Source organism: Paraburkholderia sp. BR10882 (assembly GCF_040948855.1).
Classification (GTDB): domain Bacteria; phylum Pseudomonadota; class Gammaproteobacteria; order Burkholderiales; family Burkholderiaceae; genus Paraburkholderia; species Paraburkholderia nodosa_A.
Map to the genome: position 1 here is coordinate 130,393 of NZ_JBFPKP010000012.1, position 23,624 is coordinate 154,016.

23 protein-coding genes and 1 pseudogene are annotated in these 23,624 nt (G+C 63.9%); 16 read left to right on the forward strand and 8 right to left on the reverse strand.

Annotation, left to right across the window (positions count from 1 at the left end):
* Nucleotides 1-21: 21 nt before the first annotated feature.
* Nucleotides 22-2,232, reverse strand: a complete 2,211-nt coding sequence (locus AB3X99_RS27225) for a TonB-dependent siderophore receptor (protein WP_368618664.1) — start codon at nucleotides 2,230-2,232, stop codon at nucleotides 22-24.
* Nucleotides 2,233-2,582: 350 nt separating this feature from the next.
* Here AB3X99_RS27225 and AB3X99_RS27230 point away from each other — a divergent pair, with 350 nt between their 5' ends.
* Nucleotides 2,583-2,894 carry a hypothetical protein gene (locus tag AB3X99_RS27230; protein ID WP_342948895.1) on the forward strand — a complete coding sequence of 104 codons (312 nt, stop codon included), beginning with the start codon at nucleotides 2,583-2,585 and terminating at the stop codon, nucleotides 2,892-2,894.
* 129 nt (nucleotides 2,895-3,023) lie between these two features.
* Here the strand turns inward: AB3X99_RS27230 and AB3X99_RS27235 are convergent, their stop codons facing one another.
* Both AB3X99_RS27235 and AB3X99_RS27240 read right to left on the reverse strand, forming a co-directional pair.
* Complete coding sequence (locus AB3X99_RS27235; RefSeq protein ID WP_368618665.1) at nucleotides 3,024-3,506, reverse strand: hypothetical protein; 483 nt, start codon at nucleotides 3,504-3,506, stop codon at nucleotides 3,024-3,026.
* A gap of 127 nt (nucleotides 3,507-3,633) precedes the next feature.
* Nucleotides 3,634-3,738, reverse strand: a pseudogene (locus tag AB3X99_RS27240) (choloylglycine hydrolase); the annotation flags it as partial.
* Here AB3X99_RS27240 and AB3X99_RS27245 point away from each other — a divergent pair.
* The gene (locus tag AB3X99_RS27245; protein WP_342949108.1) at nucleotides 3,716-3,868 is read left to right on the forward strand and encodes a hypothetical protein; all 153 of its coding nucleotides are present in this window, start codon (nucleotides 3,716-3,718) and stop codon (nucleotides 3,866-3,868) included. The pseudogene AB3X99_RS27240 and the gene AB3X99_RS27245 sit on opposite strands and share 23 nt — an antisense overlap.
* Before the next feature lie 21 nt (nucleotides 3,869-3,889).
* Here AB3X99_RS27245 and AB3X99_RS27250 read toward each other — a convergent pair whose 3' ends face one another.
* Nucleotides 3,890-4,315, reverse strand: coding sequence for a VOC family protein (locus AB3X99_RS27250; protein ID WP_069263638.1), 426 nt, complete (start codon nucleotides 4,313-4,315; stop codon nucleotides 3,890-3,892).
* Nucleotides 4,316-4,417: 102 nt separating this feature from the next.
* Between AB3X99_RS27250 and AB3X99_RS27255 the strand changes: the two genes are divergently transcribed.
* The 13 genes from AB3X99_RS27255 to AB3X99_RS27315 all read left to right on the forward strand — a co-directional run bounded on the left by AB3X99_RS27255 (nucleotide 4,418) and on the right by AB3X99_RS27315 (nucleotide 16,636).
* The gene (locus tag AB3X99_RS27255; protein ID WP_368618666.1) at nucleotides 4,418-5,311 is read left to right on the forward strand and encodes a LysR family transcriptional regulator; all 894 of its coding nucleotides are present in this window, start codon (nucleotides 4,418-4,420) and stop codon (nucleotides 5,309-5,311) included.
* 56 nt (nucleotides 5,312-5,367) lie between these two features.
* Nucleotides 5,368-5,727 (forward strand): alpha/beta fold hydrolase, encoded by a 360-nt coding sequence (locus AB3X99_RS27260; RefSeq protein WP_368610299.1) that lies wholly within the window; start codon nucleotides 5,368-5,370, stop codon nucleotides 5,725-5,727.
* Between the two features lie 134 nt (nucleotides 5,728-5,861).
* A complete protein-coding gene (gene alr / locus AB3X99_RS27265; RefSeq protein WP_368618667.1) occupies nucleotides 5,862-6,983 on the forward strand; it encodes an alanine racemase in 1,122 nt (373 codons plus the stop codon).
* Nucleotides 6,984-7,123: 140 nt separating this feature from the next.
* The gene (locus AB3X99_RS27270; protein WP_368618668.1) at nucleotides 7,124-8,194 is read left to right on the forward strand and encodes a fatty acid desaturase family protein; all 1,071 of its coding nucleotides are present in this window, start codon (nucleotides 7,124-7,126) and stop codon (nucleotides 8,192-8,194) included.
* Nucleotides 8,195-8,237: 43 nt separating this feature from the next.
* A complete protein-coding gene (locus AB3X99_RS27275) occupies nucleotides 8,238-8,546 on the forward strand; it encodes a non-heme iron oxygenase ferredoxin subunit (RefSeq protein WP_069263630.1) in 309 nt (102 codons plus the stop codon).
* 177 nt (nucleotides 8,547-8,723) lie between these two features.
* Complete coding sequence (locus AB3X99_RS27280) at nucleotides 8,724-9,956, forward strand: SpoIIE family protein phosphatase (RefSeq protein ID WP_368618669.1); 1,233 nt, start codon at nucleotides 8,724-8,726, stop codon at nucleotides 9,954-9,956.
* A 14-nt stretch (nucleotides 9,957-9,970) separates the two neighbouring features.
* Nucleotides 9,971-10,534 carry a SiaB family protein kinase gene (locus AB3X99_RS27285; RefSeq protein ID WP_069263628.1) on the forward strand — a complete coding sequence of 188 codons (564 nt, stop codon included), beginning with the start codon at nucleotides 9,971-9,973 and terminating at the stop codon, nucleotides 10,532-10,534.
* An 18-nt stretch (nucleotides 10,535-10,552) separates the two neighbouring features.
* On the forward strand, nucleotides 10,553-10,939 hold the full coding sequence (locus AB3X99_RS27290; RefSeq protein WP_368618670.1) for a DUF1987 domain-containing protein: 387 nt from the start codon (nucleotides 10,553-10,555) through the stop codon (nucleotides 10,937-10,939).
* Nucleotides 10,940-10,988: 49 nt separating this feature from the next.
* Entirely contained in the window at nucleotides 10,989-11,702 is a 714-nt protein-coding gene (locus tag AB3X99_RS27295) for a GGDEF domain-containing protein (protein WP_368602602.1), read from the forward strand.
* 143 nt (nucleotides 11,703-11,845) lie between these two features.
* Nucleotides 11,846-12,976 carry a patatin-like phospholipase family protein gene (locus AB3X99_RS27300; protein WP_342948903.1) on the forward strand — a complete coding sequence of 377 codons (1,131 nt, stop codon included), beginning with the start codon at nucleotides 11,846-11,848 and terminating at the stop codon, nucleotides 12,974-12,976.
* A 227-nt stretch (nucleotides 12,977-13,203) separates the two neighbouring features.
* Entirely contained in the window at nucleotides 13,204-13,995 is a 792-nt protein-coding gene (locus tag AB3X99_RS27305; RefSeq protein WP_069263620.1) for a DeoR/GlpR family DNA-binding transcription regulator, read from the forward strand.
* Entirely contained in the window at nucleotides 13,992-15,206 is a 1,215-nt protein-coding gene (locus AB3X99_RS27310; RefSeq protein WP_368618671.1) for an MFS transporter, read from the forward strand. The genes AB3X99_RS27305 and AB3X99_RS27310 overlap by 4 nt, the downstream gene beginning before the upstream one ends.
* Nucleotides 15,207-15,340: 134 nt before the next feature.
* Nucleotides 15,341-16,636: an MFS transporter gene (locus AB3X99_RS27315; protein ID WP_069263616.1), complete on the forward strand. Its 1,296-nt coding sequence runs from the start codon at nucleotides 15,341-15,343 to the stop codon at nucleotides 16,634-16,636.
* Nucleotides 16,637-16,661: 25 nt separating this feature from the next.
* Here the strand turns inward: AB3X99_RS27315 and AB3X99_RS27320 are convergent, their stop codons facing one another.
* Together AB3X99_RS27320 and AB3X99_RS27325 are read right to left on the reverse strand one after the other, a co-directional pair.
* Complete coding sequence (locus AB3X99_RS27320; RefSeq protein WP_368618672.1) at nucleotides 16,662-17,759, reverse strand: lactonase family protein; 1,098 nt, start codon at nucleotides 17,757-17,759, stop codon at nucleotides 16,662-16,664.
* 53 nt (nucleotides 17,760-17,812) lie between these two features.
* Nucleotides 17,813-19,372: a methyl-accepting chemotaxis protein gene (locus AB3X99_RS27325; protein WP_368618673.1), complete on the reverse strand. Its 1,560-nt coding sequence runs from the start codon at nucleotides 19,370-19,372 to the stop codon at nucleotides 17,813-17,815.
* 417 nt (nucleotides 19,373-19,789) lie between these two features.
* Here AB3X99_RS27325 and AB3X99_RS27330 point away from each other — a divergent pair, with 417 nt between their 5' ends.
* A complete protein-coding gene (locus tag AB3X99_RS27330; protein WP_368618674.1) occupies nucleotides 19,790-21,145 on the forward strand; it encodes an MFS transporter in 1,356 nt (451 codons plus the stop codon).
* A 42-nt stretch (nucleotides 21,146-21,187) separates the two neighbouring features.
* Here the strand turns inward: AB3X99_RS27330 and AB3X99_RS27335 are convergent, their stop codons facing one another.
* Both AB3X99_RS27335 and AB3X99_RS27340 read right to left on the reverse strand, forming a co-directional pair.
* On the reverse strand, nucleotides 21,188-22,411 hold the full coding sequence (locus tag AB3X99_RS27335; RefSeq protein WP_368618675.1) for an MFS transporter: 1,224 nt from the start codon (nucleotides 22,409-22,411) through the stop codon (nucleotides 21,188-21,190).
* Between the two features lie 14 nt (nucleotides 22,412-22,425).
* A complete protein-coding gene (locus AB3X99_RS27340) occupies nucleotides 22,426-22,878 on the reverse strand; it encodes a MarR family winged helix-turn-helix transcriptional regulator (RefSeq protein WP_368618676.1) in 453 nt (150 codons plus the stop codon).
* Between the last annotated feature and the right edge of the window lie 746 nt (nucleotides 22,879-23,624).

A 23,624-nucleotide genomic window follows, 5' to 3' on the forward strand; every position in this document is an offset into this window, starting at 1 on the left:
TCGTTGAAGCGAATCGACCGTTTAGAAGTCGATCTTCGCGTTGAGGCTGACCGTGCGCGGATCGCCCGGTGCGATGTAATCGGAATACTGGAACATCCAGTAACGGCGATTCGTGATGTTGTCGATGGCCGCGCGCAGCGTCACGTCGTGGCCACCAATGCGGGTGAAGTAGTTCGCGCCCACGTTCACGAGCATGTAGCCGCCCGTTTCGAGATTGTTGGCTGGGCGCACCTGCGTGCTGCCCGTGAACTTCGCATCCGCGCCAAGCTGCAGGCCTTGCACGTAAGGCACGTCGTAAGTCACGCGGCCCGCGGCGACGAAGGTCGGCGCGCCAGCCACACGATTGCCGTTGTACGACTGTCCCTTCGCGTACCACGTGTCGAGCAGCGTGACGCTGCCTGCGACCTGCCAGCTTCGGCCGAGCCGCACGCTCCCGGCCGCCTCGACACCTTCGTAAATCGAATTGCCGTCCTGCACGTAGACGTTGTCGGCGTTCGCGTAGGCCGCGCCGCGCTCGATGCGGAACAGGGCCGCCGTTGCGCTCCAGCGCTCGTGTTCGCTCTTGATGCCAATTTCATACTGACGCGAGCGCAGCGGACGCAGCATCGCGCCGCCGTTCGCGTAGATGCTGTCCACGATCGCGCCCTGCTCCAGCGCCTCGACGTAGCTCGCGTACAGCGTCGTGTTCGGCTCGAGCTTGTACATCAGCGCGAAGGTCGGCGTGAGCACGCCGTTCTGGCTGTACTGGGACGTCTTTTCGCCCGTGGTTGCGTAGTTGTTCTGACTATAGTTCGTGTAACGCAGGCCAGCGAGCACCGACCAGCGGCTCGTGATCTGCATCGTGTCGCTCACGAACGCCGAAGCCTGCGTGATGTCGCTCGTACGGTAGGTTTCGAGCCCGCCGCCCGAATAGAAGCGCCACGGGTTGGGCTGATACAGATTGCCGTTACCGAGCACCGTATAGATCGAGTTCAACGCGTAGTTGTTGGTCTGGTGCTGGTATGCGCCGCCAATCACGAGTTGATGCGTGAACGGCCCGGTCTTCACCTTGCCTTCGAACATGCCCTGCCAGTAAACGTCCTGATGGGCTTCGTCGCCGTTCCAGCGCGCGTCGGTGTAGTCGCCTGCCTGGTTGAGCAGCGTGAGTGTACTCTCGTTGCGGTCGCGCGCCGACTTGCTGTAGCTGCCCGAGGTGGTGAACGACCAGTCGGGCGTGATCTGGTAGCGCACGCCCGCCGTGTAGAGCTGCAGGTTGGTGTTGATGTGCTGGTCGGTGCCGCCGAGCAGGTTGCTGCCGCCGCTGATCACCGCGGGCAGGCTCGACGCCGTGTAGCTGCCCGTGTAGATCGCGGGCGTCTGGCCGCTGGAACGGATCGTCTGGTAGAGCGCGTTGAACCATACCTGCAGGTCGCGCGTGAGCTGGCCGTCGAGTGCGAGCGAAACCGAGTTGCGGTTGATATCGCCGGCGTTATAGGTCTTGCCCGCTTCCTTCGTGTAATTCAGGCGCGCGCCGAACATGTCGTCCGGGCCGAATCGGCGGCTCAGGTCGACGTGCGTGCTCAGCACGCCGTCCATGCGATAGCCCACGTCGAGGCTCGTGACCGGGTCCTTTTCCGGCCGCTTCGTCACGTAGTTGACGAGGCCGCCCGGCTGCGCGAACCCGTACATGAAGCCGCCCAGGCCCTTGAGCAGTTCCACGCGCTCCAGTTGCTCGTAGGGCATGGTGATGCCGTACGAGATGAACGGATTGCCGTCGATGCGAAAGCCGTTTTGCCAGTCCACCGGCAAACCGCGAATGGTGATGTAGGTGGCCCACGCGTTATAGGCGTTGCTGTTGTTGCTGACCGAGGCGTCGCCGGCAAACACATCGCCGAGCTTGTAGACCTGGCGCTCGGCCAGATTCTCGCCCGTCACGACCGTGGTCGAGAACGGCGTGTCGAGCTGCGAGCGCATGCCGAGCGCGCCGCTGTTCACCGGCGTGTTCAGGTTCAGCGGCGAATCGGCGACCTGGCTTGCGCTCACCTTCACGGCGGGCAGCGCCTGCTCCGTGCCGGCCGTACCGGTTATGGCGGCTCGAGGCAGTACCTTCTGGGTTGTGCTTGCCGCGGCGCTGTCCTGCGTCGATGTTTGGGCGACAGCGGCCTGAGCCGTCGCGAAAGTAAGCCAGGCCGCAATATGCAACGGTCGCGGCAGCGTGCGTCGCGCTTGCCGCGCGTGTTCTCGGTTGTTCATGTCGTTTTGGAAGGGTCGTCTCGCCAGTGCTGGCCGGATACTTCAATGAGAAGCATTCTCATTTTCACTGGCGGGCGATATTAACAAACCCGTACGACTTTTCCTAGAACCCGCGACTCATTCGTCGGATTTGAGGGATTCCCTCGAAATAGTGCTTAAAACGGACGCCAGGCGGCCCGACCATGTCCATTTTGCGCAAGAATCACCGAAAATCGTCTGAATTGGACCGAAGTACGAACGTAGCGCGCTCGCGCCCGGCTTGCTGCTGTGCGTAATGCCCGCGCCTGGAAATACGCTAAGTCGCGTCATAAAATACAGACCCAGTCAGTGCATTCACGTGGTGACCGCGTATGAGACACGCTACGTTCCCCGTGCTGATCGTTCTGGCTTCGGTCCCGGCCGCATGGGCCATGGGCTTCGCCGCAGCGAACGAAAACACGGATCTGCCCTCTCCCCAGAGCGTGGCGCCTGCCACGCTACATTGGCCTCCCGCCTCGCCCTCGTCCATCCCGCCGGGCATTTCGCGCGCCGCGTTGCATACGGGGCCCCAGAAAGACGACAAGTCGTATTTCGAAGCGCTCCCGGGCGGCGATAAAAAGCTCGACGATAACGGCGACGGCGCCCGCTTGCGCGGCGATCGTTTCCACTGGCAGCAGCCCTAGCGCCTGTTCACGCGATGTATGCTTGCGCCTGTTCAGCCCAGCACGCTTGCACTCTTACGATATTCAGCTTTCCTGATTATATTTGCCGGCCGCCAGAATGAACTGGCGGCTCTCTACTGATGCGCGTGCTTACGCTTTCACAGCCGGCGCGTGTGGCGGTGCGACCGCTGGCGGTTGTCCCGATGCAGGCGCTGGCGCATGCCCCGGATAGACGACGATCACAGGCCCCGGCATTGCCCATGCGGGCACCGCGAACAGCACAGGCATCGGTGTGGGCATCGCGAATTCACCGCTGAATGCCGCCTGCTGGAACTGCTGCATCTGGGCCTGCATGGCCCACATCTGCATGGTCATCGCGCGCATCTGCTGCAGCGCCCACGCGGGCGGCGGTCCGCCGCTGCTGCTCTGAACCTGAATGCTACTGGCGCCGTACGGGCTATGCCAGCTCCACGTGCTGATCTTGACCGGGCCAGCAGAGGTCTGGACCACATGGGTCTCGCCTTGAGCCGGAACGAGGTGGCCGTCGACGTTGACGAAAAGCGGCTGGGCCGCCAATGCGAGGGCCGGTGCGCACACCAGTGCGGCCGCCGCCATAGCAGTGCGAAAACGCATCTCATCCTCCATTGTTCGAGCCTCCACGCGCGGTGTGCGCCGGGAGGCGTCTTTTACTATGTCGAGCGAGAATTAAAATTCGCTTAAAACGCGCCGGTGCCTTTGCATTAATCCACGATTAAGAATCCGTGCGCCAGATCGTCGACGATAGATTCGGCATGTTAGGCGTGGTGATGCCGAGCGGCACGCTCACCTAACGCATGAGGCTCATGACGCTCGCCACGCTGAGCAAGCTCGATCTCAAACCCGGCGCGCCCGTGATGAAGCTCACGATCGATTCGGGCCAGATGTATTCAGGCGAGGTGGCGGGCAATGTCGTGGCGACGCCGTCGTTCAAGTTCATGCCTGCGCCGGCACCTTGATCGCCTCGCGGCCATTCACGCTTATTTGGCGAACAGCTGGCCGATGTCCTTGAAGGCCTTGAATTCGAGCGCGTTGCCGCACGGGTCGAGGAAGAACATCGTGGCTTGCTCGCCCACCTGCCCCTTGAAGCGCACGTAAGGTTCGATCACGAACTTCACGCCGAAGGTCTTGAGGCGCTCGGCCAGCGCCTCCCAGTCGCTCCAGCTCAGCACGACGCCGAAATGCGGCACCGGTACGTCGTGGCCGTCCACGGGGTTCGTGTGCGCATGGTCCTGCGAAGCCGTTTTCGGGTGCTCGTGAATCACGAGCTGGTGGCCGAAGAAGTCGAAGTCGACCCACTGCGCGCTGGAGCGCCCCTCTGCCAGCCCGAATACGCGGCCGTAGAAGTCGCGCGCGGCGGCGAGGTCATAAACGGGAATGGCGAGGTGAAAGGGGGAAAGCGACATGCGTGTCTCCACTGTCGTCGAAAGCGATCCCGCCATGGTAGACAGGCCAAATCAAAAACAAAATCAATATATAATTTTCTGATTCACAAATATTATTGATGAATGATACGCGAACTCAGAACCCTCGTTGCGGTGGCGAGAGAAGGTACGTTCGCTGCGGCCGGACAGAAGATCGGCCTGACCCAGGCCGCCGTGAGCGCACAAATGCAGCGCCTCGAGGCGGAGCTGGGCTTCGCGCTGTTCGACCGAGAGGGGCGCAACGCGCGTCTGAACGCGATGGGCCAGCAGATCCTCGCCCAGGCGCAGGAAGTCATCAGGCTCTATGAAAACCTGAGTTCGAGCGCGGCGGGTCCCGCGGCGACAGAGCGCGTCACGCTCGGCGCAATCGCTTCCGTGCAGCGCGCGCTGGTGCCGGAGGCGCTTGGCGAATTCCACCGCCGCTGTGCCGGCTGCCGCACGCGTGTGATCCCCGGCGTTTCGATGGAGCTTCACAATCTCGTGGATGCGGGCGAAATCGACATGGCGGCCATCATCCGGCCACCCTTCGCACTGCAAAGCGATTTGCGCTGGACCACGCTCGCGCGCGAGCCGTTCCGGCTCATCGTGCCGCGCCATGTGAAAGGCCACGACTGGGCCGAACTGCTGGCGACGCAACCCTTCATCCGCTACGATCGGGCATCGTTTGGCGGACGCCAGGTAGACCGCTTCCTGCGCCGCATGCACTACACCGTGCAGGACCTGAGCGAACTCGACGAACTGGAAGCCATCGTCGGCCTCGTTGCGAACGGCGTGGGCGTCGCGCTGGTGCCGCAAACGTCGGCGTGGCGGCGCTGGCCTGCCAAAGTGCGCGCAATCGATCTCGGGCAGCACACGTTCCACCGCGACGTCGGCCTCGTGCATCGCGCGCCGGGCACGCTGAGCGACCCAGCGCGCCTGCTGATCCAGCTACTCGAATCGCGCGCCCGCGAGCAACAGCCAGCGGACGAGCCGCAATGAACCCATCATGCCTTGCAGGCCCACCGGAGAAACACACGTGAGCGCCCCCGAGATGCGTGACGAATTGCGGCTTCTCGAGCGCCGCGCGTACGGCGATGACGTCGGTCACGTCCGGCGGCATCGACACCGCGGCGCTCGGCGCGCAAAACTGGCGCGCGAGCGACACGAGCGCCTTCCCGGAGTGGTTCGTCTCGTTCCATACGGACCTTTCGAACCAGATCGCCAGCATCACCCAGCCGGCCCTGCTGCTTTGGGGCGACAACGATCCCTTGAGTCCCGTCGCCGTGGGCGAGCGGCTCAACGCCCTGCTCGCCAATTCCGCGCTGCACGTGGTGCGCGGCGGCGAGCACGATCTCGCGAGCGTCCACGCACAAGCGTTGGCGCCGCTCGTGGATACCCATTTGATGGCGGACTGACCGGATGCATGGCGGGGACGAGCGACAGTCGTTTCAACCAAATTCGTCGAAAAATACATTAAATATAACTGGACGAAAATCAATACGATTGCACAAACCACTAGACCGTCGCCGTCCAACCCACAGGAACGCCTATGCCGCGCCCCATCGTCGCCCGCATTCAACCCGACGCCATCCGTCACAACCTGCAGCTGGCGAAACAAAGTGCCGCCGGCTCGCGCGCCTTCGCCGTGATCAAGGCCAATGCGTACGGACACGGCATCGAGCGCATCTATCCGGCGCTCGCGGGCGCCGACGGCATCGCCCTGCTCGACCTCGATGAAGCCGTGCGCGTGCGCGAACTGGGCTGGACCAAACCCCTGCTGCTGCTCGAAGGCGTGTTCGAACCCGCCGACATCGAGCTGGCCGCAACGTACCGGCTCACTGTGGCCGTGCATTGCGACGAGCAACTCGATCTGCTCACGGCAGCGAAGCCGCAGCATCCCATCGATATCCAGCTGAAGATGAACTCGGGGATGAACCGCCTGGGTTTCCGTCCCCATGCGTATCGCGCCGCGTGGGAGCGCGCACGCGCGATTCCGTCGATCGGCGCGATCGGCCTCATGACGCACTTCGCGAACGCCGACGACGGCCACATCGACTGGCAGCTCGACACCTTCGACGCGGTGGTGCAAGACCTTCCTGGCGAGCAGTCGGTGTCGAATTCGGCAGGCGTGCTCTGGCACCCGCGCGCGCATCGCGACTGGGTGCGCCCCGGCACGATCCTTTATGGCGCGTCGCCCACGGGCGTGGCGCGGCACGTGCAAGGCTTCGGCCTGCGCGCGGCCATGACGCTCACGAGCCGCATCATCGGCGTGCAAACGCTCGCGCCGCAGGAAACCATCGGCTATGGCCGCACCTTCGAGGTCGACCGGCCCATGCGCGTCGGCGTGGTGGCGTGCGGCTATGCGGACGGGTATCCGCGCCACGCGCCCACCGGCACGCCGATTGCCGTGGATGGCGTACGCACGCGCGTGGTGGGTCGGGTGTCGATGGACATGCTGACGGTCGATCTCACGCCGTGCCCGCAAGCGGGAATCGGTTCGAGCGTCGAACTGTGGGGCGACCACGTGCGCGTCGACGAGGTGGCCGAAGCGTCGGGCACCATCGGCTATGAGCTGATGTGTGCACTCGCGCTGCGCGTGCCGGTGGTCGTGGCCGACGGCGCGGATACGTCCCGCGCAGCGCGAACGAGCGGCGAGCGCGTAGCAGCCTGACGCCGCCGAAAAAGCTCGCTGACGAAATTTCGTCAAACTTCCGGTTGAGCCCCGGCCTTGCGTCACCTATTTTTGTGTTGACACGCGCAGCGCACCGCACGCCGCACGCCGCGCGCTGCCAACACTTCAAGGAGACACTCGTGGCCGACCAGGAGACTCACGCCTACGCGCCGCATCATGGGGACTACCGGCTCATCGGCGGTGCAGGCGAACGCGCGCGCGCAGCGGGCCTCGTCAACGCGGACTGGTACCGGTGCGCCGTGCCGCGCCCCGTGATGAAGCAGTTGATGCAGCGCAGCGACGCGCGCGCCATACGCGACACCGTGATCTGGTATGCGGCCATCGTCGCGAGCGGCGTGCTCGCCGGGTTCCTCTGGCACGCGCATTCGTGGTGGGCCGTACCCGCGTTTCTCCTCTACGGCACGCTCTATTGCAGTCCCGCCGATTCGCGCTGGCACGAAGCGGGTCACGGCACCGCATTCAAAACGCGCTGGATGAACGACGCGCTCTATCAGATCGCTTCGTTCCAGGTATTCCGCTGCGCGACGATCTGGCGCTGGAGCCACGCGCGCCATCACACCGACACGCTGGTGGTGGGCCGCGATCCCGAGATCGCCGCGCCGCGCCCTACCGACTGGCTCTCGCTCGCCCTCAACATCTTCGCGCTCAAGCACGCCTCGCGCGAGTTGCCGCGCATGATCTCCGCTGCGTGCGGACGCCTCGGCGCGGAAGAACAAAGCTTCGTGCCCGCCTCCGAATGGCCCAAGGCCATTCGCGAAGCGCGCCTGAGCCTGCTCGTGTACGCAATCGCGATTGGCGCCTGCATCGGCTTTCGCACCATCCTGCCGCTGCTTTATATCGGCCTGCCGAGCCTCTACGGCGCGTGGCTTTATCTCTACTTCGGCCTCACGCAGCACGCCGGCATGCCCGAGAACGTGCTCGACCACCGGCGCAACTGCCGCACGGTGATGATGAATCCCGTATTCCGCTTTCTCTACTGGAACATGAATTATCACGTCGAGCATCACATGTTTCCGATGGTTCCTTTTCACGCGCTGCCGCGCCTGCACGAAGTCGTGAAAACGGACATGCCGCCGCCTTATCGCAGCAGCCTTGCCGCCTACGCGGAAATCATTCCCGCGCTCGTGCGGCAAACACGCGACCCCTACTATCACGTGGCGCGCCCGGTACCGGGCCACGCCGAAGCCTGAGCCGTTGCGCACACAACGTTCAATATCAATCTGGAGACACTTCATGGCCCAATGGATCGACGCAGCCGCACTCGACGATATCGAAGACGAAGACGTCATGCGCTTCGACCACGGCGGACGCACCTTTGCGATCTACCGCGTGGAAGATCAGGTCTACGCGAGCGACGGGCTCTGCACACATGAACATGTGCACCTGAGCGACGGGCTCGTCATGGGCCATGTGATCGAATGTCCGAAGCACAATGGCCGCTTCGACGTGCGCGACGGCAAACCGCTTTGTGCACCGGTATGTGAGAAGCTCGCCACGTACCCGGCCAGGGTCGAAGACGGACGAATTTATATTGAAGTGTGATGCACCGAAACCTTGCAAAGGGAAGCGAAAAAAACGCGCAAACGTTAGCGTGGCACTCGCCGATCATTATGGTGTATTAAACAAGCCAACTTAGGCGCTTACTCTCGTCCATGTAACGAGAATGTCATAAATAGCCATTAGCGTGCTGATTCTCCATATTAATCGGAATGGATAGTCATGCACCCCGCGCTCGCGCAGTTTCGTCGTCCGGGTCTTCCCGTAGGCCCGCGCAGCGCCGGAGAACTGGCTCTGGAAGTGCCCGCCATCGACGCTTCGGATTCGAATTCTCTCGTCATGGAGATTTTCTATTCGAGGCGCGACATGGCCAGTCTCGCGGTGATCGAAAACGATCGCCCCATCGGGCTCATCAACCGCGATATTTTCATGTCGCAAATGAGCAAGCCGTTTCATCGCGAGCTATACGACAAGAAGAGCTGCATCGCGTTCATGGACAAGGAACCATTGATCGTCGACGCGGCCATGAGCATCGAGGCGCTCACGTTCAAAACCGTTGAAGTCGGCGAAAAGGCGCTGGTCGACGGTTTCATCGTGACGCGCGAAGGCCGCTTCGCTGGCGTGGGCAACGGCTTGCGCCTGCTGTCCATCGTCGCGGAGATGCAGGCGGAAAAGAATCGGCAGATCATGCAGAGCATTGAGTATGCGAGCGTGATCCAGCAAGCCATGCTGCGCGCCTCGCGCGAGACGCTTGCGACCATGTTGCCCGATGCCGCGCTCGTCTGGGAACCGCGCGACGTGGTGGGCGGCGACTTCTACCATTTCGCTGCGTTCGCCGACGGCTGGTTCGGCGCGGTGGCCGATTGCACGGGACACGGCGTGCCCGGTGCGTTCATGACCTTGCTCGCCTCGGCGTCGCTCTCGCAGGCCCTCGAGCAGATCGGCCCGCGCAACCCCTCCGCGCTGCTGGCAGCCGTCAATCGCAATGTGAAGGGCCTGCTCGGGCAAATCAACGGCGCGGGCGACGCCCCGCAGTCCAACGACGGTCTGGACGCCGCGTTCTTCTGGTTCGACGCCGCCAGCCAGGTGCTGCACTTTGCGGGCGCCCGGGTCGCACTGCATGTCTTGCGTGCGGACGCGGAACAGTTCGAAAGCATTGCCGGCGACCGCATGGGCGTGGGCTATGTCGACAGCCTCGCCGATTACACGTGGACCCAGCACGCCGTCGCCCTACCGCACGGCAGCCTGCTGTTCGTTTCCACGGATGGCTTGACCGATCAGATTGGCGGTCCGCGAAAAATCGCCTTCGGCAAACGCCGAACGCTCGACCGGATTCTCGCCGAGCGCGAGCACGCTTCTTCTTTCATCTGCGCACGCTTGCTCGAAACCTTTGCCGAATGGCAAGGCTCGCAAGCGCGCCGTGACGATGTCACGCTTTTCTTCGCACGAGTTTGAGGTAGTTCACCAATATGTCTGGAATTCTGGATCAAAACTGCTGCTTCTTCGAAATCGCACAGAAGCGCAGTTTGCTCTTCTATCACAAAGGCTATTTCTCGCACAGCATCGTCGCGGCGATGAGCGAGGTCGTCAAGCTGCAACTGGAAGTGGCGGGACTGAGCTCGTCCACGCGCAGAAAGATCTTCTCCTCGTTCATCGAGCTTTCGCACAATATCGTGCACTACTCGTGCGAGGCGCTATCGGAAGATCAAGGCCAGGGCGGCGCAATACGCGAAGGCGCGATGTGCATTTCCGCCGAAGGCGAGCGCCACCTCATGGTATGCGTGAATCCCATCGCCACGGCGGCCGTGGACGACTTGCGCAAGAAGCTGGAGCCGCTGCGCAACATGTCGATCGAAGAAATCAAGCAGGCCTACAAGATGTCGCTGCGCGCCGACACGCCTGCCGATAGCAAAGGCGCGGGACTGGGTTTTCTGACGATGGCGCGCGACGCCAGTGCGCCGCTCGAATTCGCGTTTCATCCACGCGAAGACGATACGGGCACCACACTGTTTTGCCTCAAGACCATCATCTGACCAGGGCACGCGTACATAATGGAAAACCTTTTTATCGCCGCCACGGCAACGTCGCCGGAAATCGACTTCCGCTTCGACGAAAACGTGCTGTCACTGCGAGGCGAATCGTATCCCGAGAATGCCGCCGCGTTTTATGCGCCGATCATCGAGCGGCTCAATCTCTGGCTCAAGGATTGCAAAAACGCCGCGATCACGGTCGAGGTCACGCTCACCTACTTCAACAGCTCGAGCACGAAAATGCTGTTCAGCGTGTTCGACGCCCTGGATCGCGCCGCGGCGGCGGGCAACCAGGTGCAGGTGAACTGGTATCGCGACGAAGAAGACGAAACGATCCTCGAATTCGGCGAGGAACTGCAAACCGACTTCACCGCAATCAAGTTCAATGATTGCCCGGTTGCAACGTGAGGATGCTTTGAGGACGACGCGCGTGGAAACGACTGGCTTGCGGGACGCAATGAAGGATCACTACCTCGACCTGTTCCGCAGCGAAAGCGAGGCGCTGGAGCGGGCCCGGATGATTGCCGAGGCTCCGGAGGCGTACGCGCACAGTCATCGCGAGGCGCTCATCGAGCTGATCCATCACTACGAGCGCCTGATGCGCGAAACGCGCCGCCTGATCGGGCGCAGCGATCGCGCCGAGCGCGAAATGCAGGCGCTCACGCAGCAACTGCAATATCGCGCGACGCACGACGCGCTGACCGGCGTGCTCAATCGCAGCGCCGTGATCGAACGCACGGTGAAGGCGCTGCGCGCGAATCGGGCGGTGATGATCCTGCTCGACATCGACGACTTCAAGAAGGTCAACGACGACTTCGGGCACCCGGCCGGCGACAGCGTGATCTCGGGCATCGTGAACTGCCTGCGCCGCATTCTCGGCGAGACCGGCATCATCGGACGCGTGGGCGGCGAAGAGTTCACGGTCGTCTTGCCGGGCTTCGACATCGCCGATGCCTTGCAACTCGCCGAGCGTATGCGCGAAGCGATTGCGAATCACGCGTTCCCGGCGCCGGTGTGTCGCGCCATCACCGCCAGTTTCGGTGTAAGCGACAATCCGGCCGGCACCGATTTCGACACGGCATACGGACTCGCCGATTCCGCGTTGTACACCGCCAAGCGCGGCGGCCGCAACTGCGTGACGTTCGAAGGGCAAATCGCCTCGGCGGGTTGAGGGACGGCGGCCAGTTGGGCCGTTGCCACGCAACGCTCGTCTTTTCCGAACGCCACTACAATGGTGCGGAGAAAACGGCGACGCGTATGAAGAATGCAGGTCACGAAAACGCGCGTCGGTCGAGCAAAACAGCGAGGCGATCGATGACAGCGAAGCAGCCGGCAAGCCTGGCATTGCCAGGGCAAGTCGTACTCGTGTTGCAGGGTGGCGGCGCATTGGGCGCCTATCAACTCGGCGTGTATGAGGCGATGCACGAAGCCGGCATCCATGTCGACTGGGTGATCGGCACTTCCATTGGCGCCATCAACGCTGCATTGATCGTCGGAAACGCTCCCGAGCACCGCTTCGAGCGTCTGGACGAATTCTGGCATCGCGTCACGGACCGCACCCGCCTCGACGTGGCAGCAACGTGGCCTGGCTTCGCGCCCGGCTGGGACAAGACGTTTGCAAAGCTGATGATCATCGGCGGCGGCATTGCCGGGTTCTTTCAGCCCAACCCGGTATCGTGGTTCGGTCCGCTCGCACATCTCGGCGTCGATCGCGCGTCTTATTACAGGATCGCCCCGCTGCGCGACACGCTCGTTTCCCTGGTCGACTTCGAATTGCTGAACGCCGGGCACCCGCGCCTTACCGTGGGCGCGGTAAACGCCCGCACGGGCGCGATGCGCTATTTCGATTCGCGCGACCAGCGCCTGAATGTCGAACACGTCATGAGCTCGGGCGCACTGCCGCCCGCGTTCCCGGCGGTGCGCATCGACGGCGAGCCGTATTGGGACGGCGGCATCTACTCCAACACGCCGGTCGAGGTCGTGCTGGACGACAAGCCGCGCCACAGCTCGGTGATCTTCTCGGTGCAGGTGTGGAATCCAGCGGGCCCCGAACCGCAAAGCATCTGGCAGATCGCAGAACGGCAAAAGGACATTCAATACGCGAGCCGCACCGAAAGCCATATCGCGCGCCAGCAGCAGATCCACCGCTTGCGCCACGTGATCCGCGAACTGGCGAAGCGCGTGCCCGCTGACGAGCGCGACGCACTCGATGTGAAGGAGCTGGCGGCATGGGGCTGTGAGACCACCATGCGGCTCATCAAGCTCGCGGCGCCACGACTCGACGGCGACGACCAGTTGAAGGACATCGACTTCACGCCGTCCGGCATTGCCGCGCGCCGACGCGCGGGCTACGAAGCCGCCATGCGCGCGATCGACGCAAGACCCTGGGATGCCCCGATGGACCCGATAGAAGGACTCAGCGTCTACAGCGCGGACGAAGAATAAAAGAAAGCGATAGAGCACGAAGCCCATATCGCCCCACTCTGGCGTGGTTTTCCGCGTTGCGCCGAGCCCGAGATATATATCCTGCCGACCCCCCCTGATCGGGTGCGTGAAGCGATGCGCGCCGCACACTCCGCTGTCGGTTGCATCCATTTCCCGTTTACGATACTTTATGCTCGTTTTTGCTCGATTTGACGAGCAAGCCAACGAGCAAGCGGGAACCGAAACCCATGCAACGAACACGGCTGGAGGCCAGTGAAGGCCTGCTCCCCGACGAGCGCGAGCGCCTGATCCTCGAAACACTGCGCGCCGAGGGCCGCGTGCTGGCCACCGAACTCGCCGCGCAGTTCGACACCTCGGAGCACACGATCCGGCGCCATTTGCGCGACCTCGCCGAAGCGGGGCATTGCAAGCGCGTGTATGGCGGAGCGCTGCTCATCTCGCCCGCCAACAAACCCGCCTCCGTGCGCATGCGCGAGCAACTGCCCGCCAAGGCGCGCCTTGCGCGCGCCGCCGCCGCACTCGTCAAGCCGAACCAGGTGATCCTGCTCGACGCGGGCTCCACGAACGTCGAGATCGCTGCGGCCCTGCCCGAGAACGCCGGCCTCACGGTCGTCACCACTTCGCCCCAGGCTTGCGTGCGCCTGCTCGAGCGCCCGGGCATCGAAGTCATTCTGATCGGCGGGCGTGTGAGCGCACAGGCCGCGGGCGCGCTGGGTGCGACGGCGCTCGTGCAGATTCAGCAGATCAGGGCCGATCTCTGCTTTCTCGGCGCGTGCGCGCTCGATCCGTCCGAAGGCATCGCGGCCTTCGATGCAGAGGATGCCGAAATGAAGCGCGCGATGGTCGCGGCAAGCGGCCAGATCGCGGCAGCAGTCACCACGGAAAAGCTCATGACATCCGCGCCCTTCGTCATCGCGCCGTGCGCCTCGCTCGACTATCTGGTCGTCGATGCTGATGTGCCGAAGCTCCATCTGAAACAGCTGAAAGCCGCATGCGGCGACGTGACGGTAGCGCGATGAGGCCCCTGCGCGAACGCTACGCCACCACGGCGGTCTTTCTGGCGAACGGCTTCGGCATTGGCGCGTGGGCCGTCGAGGTGCCGCGTGTGAAGGACAAGCTGCTCCTTGGCGACTCCCTGCTTGGCGTCGCTCTGTTTGCCTTCGCGCTCGGCGCCATCGTCGCCATGCCGCTTGCGGGGCGTCTCGCGCCGAAGTTCGGCAGTGGCCGCGCGACCGCCCTGCTCGGCGTGCTGTTCGTCGCCGCGTTTCCCTTGCCTGCGCTCGCGCCCAACGCGGCGCTGCTGTGCGCCGCGTTGCTGCTGCTCGGCGCGCTCAATGGCGCGCTCGACGTTTCCATGAACGGCCATGCCAGCGCAATCGAAAAAATCTGGCATGCGCCTATCATGTCGTCGTTTCACGCGGCCTGGAGCGCGGGCGGTCTGGCGGGCGCGGCCGTTGGCACGGTGCTGCAGAAAGCAGGATTCGGTGTGCTGAGCGGGCTTGCGCTGCCCGCCATTCCCATCGCTGTGCTGATCGTCGGCGCGGCGCTGTTCTCGCTGCGCGACGTAGGCACGCGCCCGGAGGCTGCGTCGGGCGGCGGCTTCGCGCTGCCGCAGGCGGGCGTCGTCAAGCTCGCCGCGCTCGCGTTCCTGTGCATGATGACCGAGGGCGCCATTGCCGACTGGAGCGCCGTGTACCTGCGCACCGCCTTGCCCGCTCATGCGGATAGCGCGGGCATCGGCTATACGTCGTTCGCGTTCGCGATGGCGGCCTGCCGCGTGGTGGGCGACGCGTTCGTACGGCGGCTGGGCGCGGTGCGCGTAGTCGCGCTGGGCGGCGTGCTTTCGGCTGCGGGCCTTGCCGCCGTGCTCGCTGCGCCGGCGCTCGCCACAGCAGTGGCAGGGTTCATCTGCGTCGGCATTGGGCTCGCCAACGTGGTGCCGGTGATCTTCAGCGCGGCCGGGCGTACGACCGATCCGCCCGTGACCGGCGTGTCGATGGCGGCGACTGCGGGTTATGCGGGCTTTCTCGTGGGACCGCCGATCATCGGCTTCGGTGCGGGGCTGGTGGGGCTGCAGCTCGCGCTCGCGGTGCTGGTGCTCGCGACGCTCGCGGTGTGCTTTGCGGGTAGTCGTGCGGTTCGCGATGTCGATGCGTCGCGCGGCGAATCGGCAACGCATGCGCCGGTGCGCAAAGATTCGCGCGACGCCGATCGTATCGAGGCGGACTGAGCTGCCTTCGCCCGGCGCATCGAATATCACCACAAGATCCGGATATCTCCACCCAGGCGCCCTGCGTAGACTCGATCCCGAAGCTCAAACCACCGCATCCGGCCCACGCCGGATCGATCTTCGGGACATCGATAATGGGCATCACAACCGGTAGCGCGACGCCACAGCGTGTCGTCGTCAATCTCTCGCACGCGAGTCTCGCGGCGCAATTGAGCGAGCAGATGGCCATTGCGGTCATCCCGATCGTCGCCGTGGTGGCATTGGGCGCTACGGCGCAGCAAAGCGCGTCGCTCCAGGCCATCAATACCCTGCCGTTCCTGCTACTCTCGCTGCCCGCCGGTCTCATCGCCGATCGCAGCAGGCGCAGGCCGCTCATGATCGCAACCGAACTGCTGCGCGCCGCCGCCCTCTTCGTCCTGTTCGCGTTGTTCCATGCGCGCATGCTTTCGCTCTATACGCTCGGCACGCTGGGCTTCGCCATCGCGACCGGCACGGTGGTATTCAGCGTAACCGCGCCCTCGCTCGTCGCAGCCATGGTCGAAACGGGCGACCTGCTCGCCGCCAACCGGCGGCTCGAAATCGCACGCAGCATCGCCTATACGGCGGGGCCTTCCGTGGGCGGCATTTTTGCGGGCTGGGCGTCGGGCGTGTTCGCGTTTCTCGCGGCGTTCGTCCTGTCACTCGCCAGCGCATGGTGTCTCGCACGGCTGCCCGCCGAGGCGCCGCGTCCGCGTTCGCGTCGCGCGCTCGCACACGAACTCTTCGACGGCGTGCAGTTCATCGCTCGCAGCACGCATCTGCGGCCCATCGTGGCGACGGCCTTCGTCTTCAACACGTCGTGGTATCTGCTGCTTGCCGTGTTCGCGTGGTACGCGATACACCGGCTCGCGTTCGCGCCATCGGCAGTAGGCGTTGCACTCGGCGTGTATGGCTTCGGGATGGTGGGCGGCGCGTTTCTCTACAAGATCATCGCAAAGCGCCTGGTGTTCGGACGGCAAATCCTGCTCGGCCCGACGAGCGCCGCGCTTGCCTCCCTGTTGATGGCGAGCACCGCCCTCACGCATTCGCGCGCCACCGTGTTCCTGGCTTTCTTTTTGTTCGGCTTCGGGCCGATTGTCTGGACCATCTCGACCACGGCGTTGCGCCAGGTCGTTACGCCTCGCGATCTGATCGCGCGCGTCTCGTCGGTCATCATGATGGCGACGTTCGGCGCGCGTCCGCTCGGCGCCCTGCTCGGCGCGTTCCTGAGCACGCGCCTTGGCATGACGAGCTGCCTCGTAGGCGCGGCGTGCGGATTCGCCCTTCAGCTCGCGATCATCGTGTTCTCGGCGCCCGCGCGGCTGCGCTCGATCGAAGGTCTCGATGAAGCGCGAGCCGAGCCGCGCAACGTGAAGGCAATGCGCTTCGCGGCTGAGAGCCGCCAGGAGTAAGGCGACCGAAGTCGCACCTTATTGCTTAGTCGTTCGAACCGTCGAAATCCACCACTTCGACCCAGTTCGCACCCTTGCCCACCGGGTACTTGCCAAGCTCATGCAGCGCACCGCTCTTCACATCGATGCGGTACGCGCTCAGCGTGGGCGAGAGTTGGCCCACGGCAAGCAGATACTGGCCCGACGGATCGATATTGAAGCCGCGCGGCTGCTTCTCGGTGGCGTACGTGCCGATGCGCGTGAGCTTGCCCGTTTGCTGGTTCACGCGGTACGCACCCAGCGTGCTCGACGTGCGCTCCGAGATGTACAGGTGGCGGCCATCGGGCGTGAGGTGGACATCGGCGCCCCACGGCTTGTCGCCGGAGAAACCGGCGGGCAGGATCGAGATCGTCTGGATCGGCTTGACTGTATTGTTCGCCGCGTTGAAGGCGAGCACGTGCAGCTTGCCGTCGAGTTCGTCGATCAGATAGACGAAGCGCTGGTCCGGCGAAAACTGGAAGTGACGGGGACCGGAATCCTTCGGCAGCGAGTAAGCGGGCTTCGCGTCTTCGGTGAGCGCGCCCGTCGAGGCGTCGAATTTCAGGCGCAGCCATGCGTCGGCGCCGAGCACCGAGGCAAATGCGTAGCGGTTGTCCGGCGAGGTGCGAATGATGTGCGCCATCGGGCCCGTCTTCACGGTTTGCAGCACGTCGCCCACCACACCGTTTTCGCCGATGGGGTTCACCGCCAGCAAATTGCCGCCGTACGAAGCGGAAAGCAGATAGCGACCCGTACCGTCGGTGGAAACATAGGCCATGCTCTCCGCGAGCGGCGCGCGGCCGAGTTCGACGAGACGGCCGTCGAGAGGATTCACGGCGAAGCTCACCACGCGATACGGCTTCGAGCGCAGCGCTGCATACAGGTGATGATGGTCGGGCGAGAACGCCATCGGCATCACCGTGCCGCCCACGGGCACGGTCTCGACCGTCGCCAATGCGCCGTTTTGCGCATCGAGGCGAAACACCGAAATGTCCTGGCTGTCGGCGTTCGACACATACACGTAGCTAGCCGCATGCACGGCCGCCGATGCCGCGAGCCCGAAAACAGCACCCACCACGCTGCGCAAGATTGCCTTCTTCTTCATGTCGTCCTTTCTGCTTTGTTAGTTCTATTGACTGGTCTCACGCGCTGCTTTCCTCACGCAAGCGCGCCGACGCGAAACACCGAAACTGCTTCCTTCATCGATTGCGCCTGATGCTCGAGCGCGCTTGCGGCGGCAGCGGCCTGCTCGACGAGCGCGGCGTTCTGCTGCGTGACCTGATCCATCTGGCTCACAGCCATGCCCACCTGCTGGATGCCCGTGCTCTGTTCGGCGGTGGCCGTCGTGATCTCGGCCATGATGGTGGCGACATTGCGCACCGAGTTGACGATCTCGCTCATCGCCTCGCCTGCCTGCGCGACGAGCGCGTTGCCGTTGCGCACGTCTTCCATCGAAGCGCCGATCAGCTCCTTGATCTCGCGCGCGGCGCCTGCACTGCGCTGCGCGAGCGTGCGCACTTCGCCCGCGACCACGGCGAAGCCGCGTCCCTGCTCGCCCGCGCGCGCCGATTCCACGGCGGCGTTGAGCGCGAGAATATTGGTCTGGAACGCGATGCTGTCGATCATGCTCGTGATCTCGGCAATCTTCTGCGAGCTGGCGCTGATGTCCTGCATGGTCTGCACGGCGCGTCCCACCACGTCGCCGCCGCGCTGCGCGAGTTCGGCCGCGCCCGTGGCGAGCGTGCTGGCCTCGGATGCGTTCACGGAGTTCTGCTTCACCGTGGAGGTCAGCTCCTCCATGCTCGCGGCCGTTTCTTCGAGCGAGGCGGACTGTTCTTCCGTGCGGCTCGACAGATCGAGATTGCCCGCCGCGATCTCGCGCGCGGCCGTGTGAATCGCGTCGCAACTGTCGCGCACGCCGGCCACGGTGTGCGAGAGCCCCGCCTGCATCCGTCGCATGGCCGCGAACAGCACGCCGATTTCGTTGCGGCCTGCTTCGGGCACGCGCACGGTGAGATCATTCGAGGCAATGCGATCGAGCACCGCCGCGGCGTCGGCCAGCGGGCGCGACACGATGCGCTGCAAAGCAAAATGCGTGACGACGACGAGCGCCAGCGCGATGGCCACGCCCACGCCCACGAGCGTGACGATCCATCCATAGCGCGCGTTGCCTTCGTCGAGCGTCGCCTCGGCGAGCGCGTTGGCGAGCTTCTGGAACTTCTCCACGTTCACCGAATAGGCTGCGCCCGCGGCGGTGATGTCGGTGTCGTTCACTGCCACGTACGCGGCCGTGTCGCCGTTGCGCAGCGCGTCGGTGGCGCGCGTGAGCGTGTTCGAGAGTTGCGCCGCCGACTCGAGCAACTGCCGCTTGAGGTCCGCGTCCATGCCGTCGAAAGCCGGCGCATTGGCGAAGGCCTGCGTCTCGCTCGTCGAAATCTCGAAGCTGTGGGCCGCGCTCTTCAGCGCGGAGTCGCGCGTCGCCGTGTCGTTGCGTTCCTTGAGCGCGCTGTAGCCGCGCACGAGCGCCGAACGCGTGCGTGTGGTGTCCTTGTAGGCGTCGTTGACCAGAATGGTCTGACGCGCAATTTCATGCAGGCGTTGGGCGCTGGCGTTCGACTCCCTGAGCGAGAACACGCCCGCGAAGCCGCCAATCAGGATCATCACGCCAAAAATCACCAGCACTGCAAGGAGGCTGGCTCGTACCGTCGTGTTGCGCATGTTGCTTCAATCCCCGGTTTCCATGGTGTTCTTCTTTACGGCTCAAATGCCGGAGTCTTGAGGGGCCAATCGCCATGTTGTCCAACAACTTGGCCGCATCATCCATAATCGCGGGACTATCCTGAAATTCGAGTTTACCCTGAGGCCGACTCAAGAGGCATGCGGTCCGGTTGCATCGGCTTCCCGGGCGTTGTACGATTAGCTCAGACAACCAGTCACGATGTCAAACAACTTTCTGACAACTGACTGAACAAGCAGCGAATCAGGTCCACAAACAGAACGCGCTTGACGCGAGTCAGGCGCGTTCTTGCGTAAGTAGATGCGGCGTGCACGAGGCGCGCCGTCCGGAGACAGCAGAGGCAGGCCGCGGCGTGAGCGCAACGGCCTGCCTCTCGCGCACGAGAGAGGTCGATCCACATGTCGTTGAGCCGCACCGCCACGCAGTCCGATGTCGCCAGGCGCACCAGGGTGCGCTACCTGATCCTCTCGCTGATCTTCATCATCACCACGCTCAATTACGCTGACCGCGCCACGCTCTCGGTCACGGGTTCGGCCATGCGAACCGAGTTCGGGCTCGACGCCATCCACATGGGCTACATCTTCTCGGCGTTCAGCTGGGCCTATGTGCTCGCGCAGGTGCCCGCGGGTTGGGTGCTCGACCGCTTCGGCGCGCGCAGAGTGTACGCGGGCAGCATCTTCCTGTGGTCGCTCTTCACGCTGCTGCAAAGCTCGATTGGCCTGCTCGGCAGCGCGGGCGCAGCGATTGCGGGCCTTTTCGCGCTGCGCTTCGCGATGGGCGCGGCCGAAGCGCCCGCCTTCCCCGCCAACGCGAAAGTCGTGGCGAGCTGGTTCCCGGCGAAAGAGCGCGGCACGGCGTCGGCGATTTTCAATTCGGCGCAGTATTTCGCAGCCGTCGTGTTCACGCCGCTCATGGCGTGGCTCACGCATGCGTATGGCTGGCATCACGTTTATATCGTGATGGGCGTGGGCGGCCTCGTGCTCGCCTTCGCGTGGATCCGCTTCATGAAGAATCCGGCCGATCATCCGGGCGTGAACCAGCAGGAACTCGAATACATCGAGGCGGGCGGCGGCATCGTGAACGGGCATCAACGCGCAGCGCGCGGCGAGCGCAAGGAACGCAAGGGCGCGAACTGGGCGGTCATCCGCCAGCTGCTCGGCAATCGCATGCTGCTAGGCGTCTATCTCGCGCAGTACTGCATCAACGTGCTCACGTACTTCTTCCTCACGTGGTTCCCGATCTACCTCGTGCAGGCGCGCCACATGACCATCCTGAAGGCTGGGCTCATTGCTTCGCTGCCGGCGATCTGCGGCTTCCTGGGCGGGGTGCTGGGCGGCGTGGCTTCGGACGCCCTGATCCGCTCGGGCCGCTCGCTCACCATGGCGCGCAAGGTGCCGATCGTCGGGGGCATGGTGCTCTCGTCGTGCATCGTCGGCTGCAACTACGTGAACAGCGACTGGATCGTGGTCGCGCTCATGTCGCTCGCGTTCTTCGGCAAGGGTCTGGGCGCGCTCGGCTGGGCCGTGATCGCCGATACCGCGCCGCGCGAAGCCATCGGCCTCTCGGGCTCGATCTTCAACATGTTCGGCAATGTGGCCGGCATCGTCACGCCGATCGTGATCGGCTATCTCGTGGCGGAAACCGGCTCGTTCAACGGCGCGCTCGCCTTTGTCGGCATCAACGCGATCGTTACGGTGATCAGCTATCTCGTGATCGTGAAGGACATCAAGCGCGTGGAGTTGAAGCCCGCCTGATAGTGCGTGATTGCGCGTGCTTGTGGGTAACCGTGCGGCGCGCTACGGCTTCTCGTGGGCTTGCCGCGCGAGCGTGCGGGCCGCGACGACCGCCGCCGCGAAGCCCGAAGCCGCGCCCACCAGCAAGGCCCAGCGCGGGCCCCAATGGTCGGCGACCCACCCCACGATCGGCGCGCCGATGGGCGTGCCGCCCAGCGCCACAGCGAGGCGGATTGCCAGCACGCGGCCACGCATGCCGGGCTCGGTGGAAAGCTGCATGAGGCTGTTGGTTTCGGTGGTGAACGTGAGCGCCGCGATGCCGATCATCACGAGCGCGCCGCCGAACCACCAGTAGCCCGGCGCAACAGAAGCCAGCACGCAACCCACTCCGAACGCCGCCGCTGCGAACAGCAGCGAGATGAAACGCGGATGGCTGCGCCCCGCTCCGAAGAAGGCGCCGCTCATGGTGCCCACCGCCATCATCGAAGACAGGAGTCCATAGTGTCCCGCGTCGGCGTGAAAGACGTTCACGGCCATCGTCGAGATGAAGATCGGAAAATTCAGCCCGAAGGTGCCGATCAAAAACAGCATGACGAGAATGGCCCGCAGGTCCGGACGCGCCCACACGTAGTGGAACCCCGCGGCAATCCCGCCCTTCGCGGGTTGCGTACGTCTTGCCGAACGCAGTTCGTCCACGCGCAAACGCGTAAGCGAAACCAGTACGGCGACGAACGACAGGCCGTTGAGCAGGAAGGCCCAGCCCACGCCCACCGACGCAATGACGAGTCCCGCCACGGCCGGGCCGATCATGCGCGCGGCGTTGAAAGAGGTGGAATTGAGCGCGACGGCGTTGGAGAGATCGGCGTCGCCCACCAGCTCCGAAACGAAGGTTTGCCGCACCGGGGCATCGAATGCCGTCGTGCAGCCGAACAGGAACGCGAACACGTACACGTGCCAAAGCTGCACGAGCCCCGTTGCCGTGAGCACGCCCAGTGCAATGGCCAGCGTGCCGAGCAGCGCCTGCGTGACCATGAGCAGCTTGCGCTGGTCGAAGTGGTCGGCGGCGAAGCCCGACCAGGGCATGAACAGCATTTGAGGGCCGAACTGCAAGCCCATCACGATACCGACCGCCGCCGCGCTGTGATGCGTGAGCCCGGTGAGCACGAGCCAGTCTTGCGCCGTGCGCTGCATCCACGTGCCGACGTTCGAGACGAGCGCGCCAGCGGACCACACGCGATAGTTGTAAGTCCTGAGCGAACGAAAGAATCCGGATGCTGGAGCGCCCATGTGACCGCCTCGCGTTAGTCGGCCACGAGCCGCTTGAGCAGTTCGACCGCGGCGGCGAGCTGCTCCTGCTCCGCGCTGGAAAGGCGCGCTTCTATCCTGCGCGAGAGCCAGTCCTGGCGCGCCGCCCGCCCCTCCTTGAGCCACTCGCGAAAGGCGTCGGTGAGCGACCAGAGCGTTTGGCGCCCGTCGTTCGGGTCGGGTGCGCCGCTGATATGGCCCGCCGCCTCGAGCGGCGCGATGAGCGTCCCCATGGACTGCGGGCGCATGCCCTCCGCGCGCGCGAGGCTCGACACCGTGGACGGCCCCCCGCGCTCGAGTCGCTGCAGCACGGCCATCTGGGAAGGCGTGAAGTCGCCGAGGATCGCCTGCTCGCGGAAACGGCGGCGCAACTGCCCGACCAGTGCGCGCAGGTCGCCGGCAAGTGCCGCGGCAAGGTCGGGAGGGGGAGTTTGGGCGCGTTCGGTCATCCCTGCATTCTAGGTGATGTGAAGGTAAACTGCAAAGATAACCTTCACATCTCCAGTGACGTGGAAAGTACGCCCGAACGTATCATCGACGTGATGCGAAACAATTGAGTCTGTCGCGAAGCAATTGAGTCGGCCGGACTACTGTTGGCTATTTGCAGGACTCAAGACCGCCAAGGTAGCCGCGTCGAGTTGCCCGAAACGGACGGGCTTGTCGACGATACGTCGAGCGCCGATCGCGCCGAAAACACCCGATTCGCAAACCAAACCGTGCTACTTTTAGGATGTGGTAGCGGACAGGTTTCTACCGCGCAGATTCCGGTAGTTCTTGCTGCAATACCACAAATCCCATCAACGCAACCGGCGTCCAATTTCCGGCGTCGTGCAAGCTGAGCAAGGAGGTCTTCAGTGGCAGTTGCAGCAAATAAAAGATCGACTCTTAAGGTATGTACTAAAAGCTCAGTTGGCTCCGGGTGTCTCTTCGGAGCCAGAAATGAAAGAGCGAAAGATCAGAAAGATCCTCAAGAACTGGAAGAAAGCGGATAAGCACACCAGGAAGGCGGGAAAGAAAAGCAGGGTTAAAACGTGGTTGAATGCAAAGACAATCGCGGCAGTCGCAGTCTCCATCCTTCTTATGGTGGCAAAGCTTTGTGGGACCTTTGCGCATGAGTTTCACCCCATCGACCGGTTACGAGGCGCAGACAGGGCAACGGTCAAAGCGCTAGGGGCGGAATACCCGCGAGGCAAAA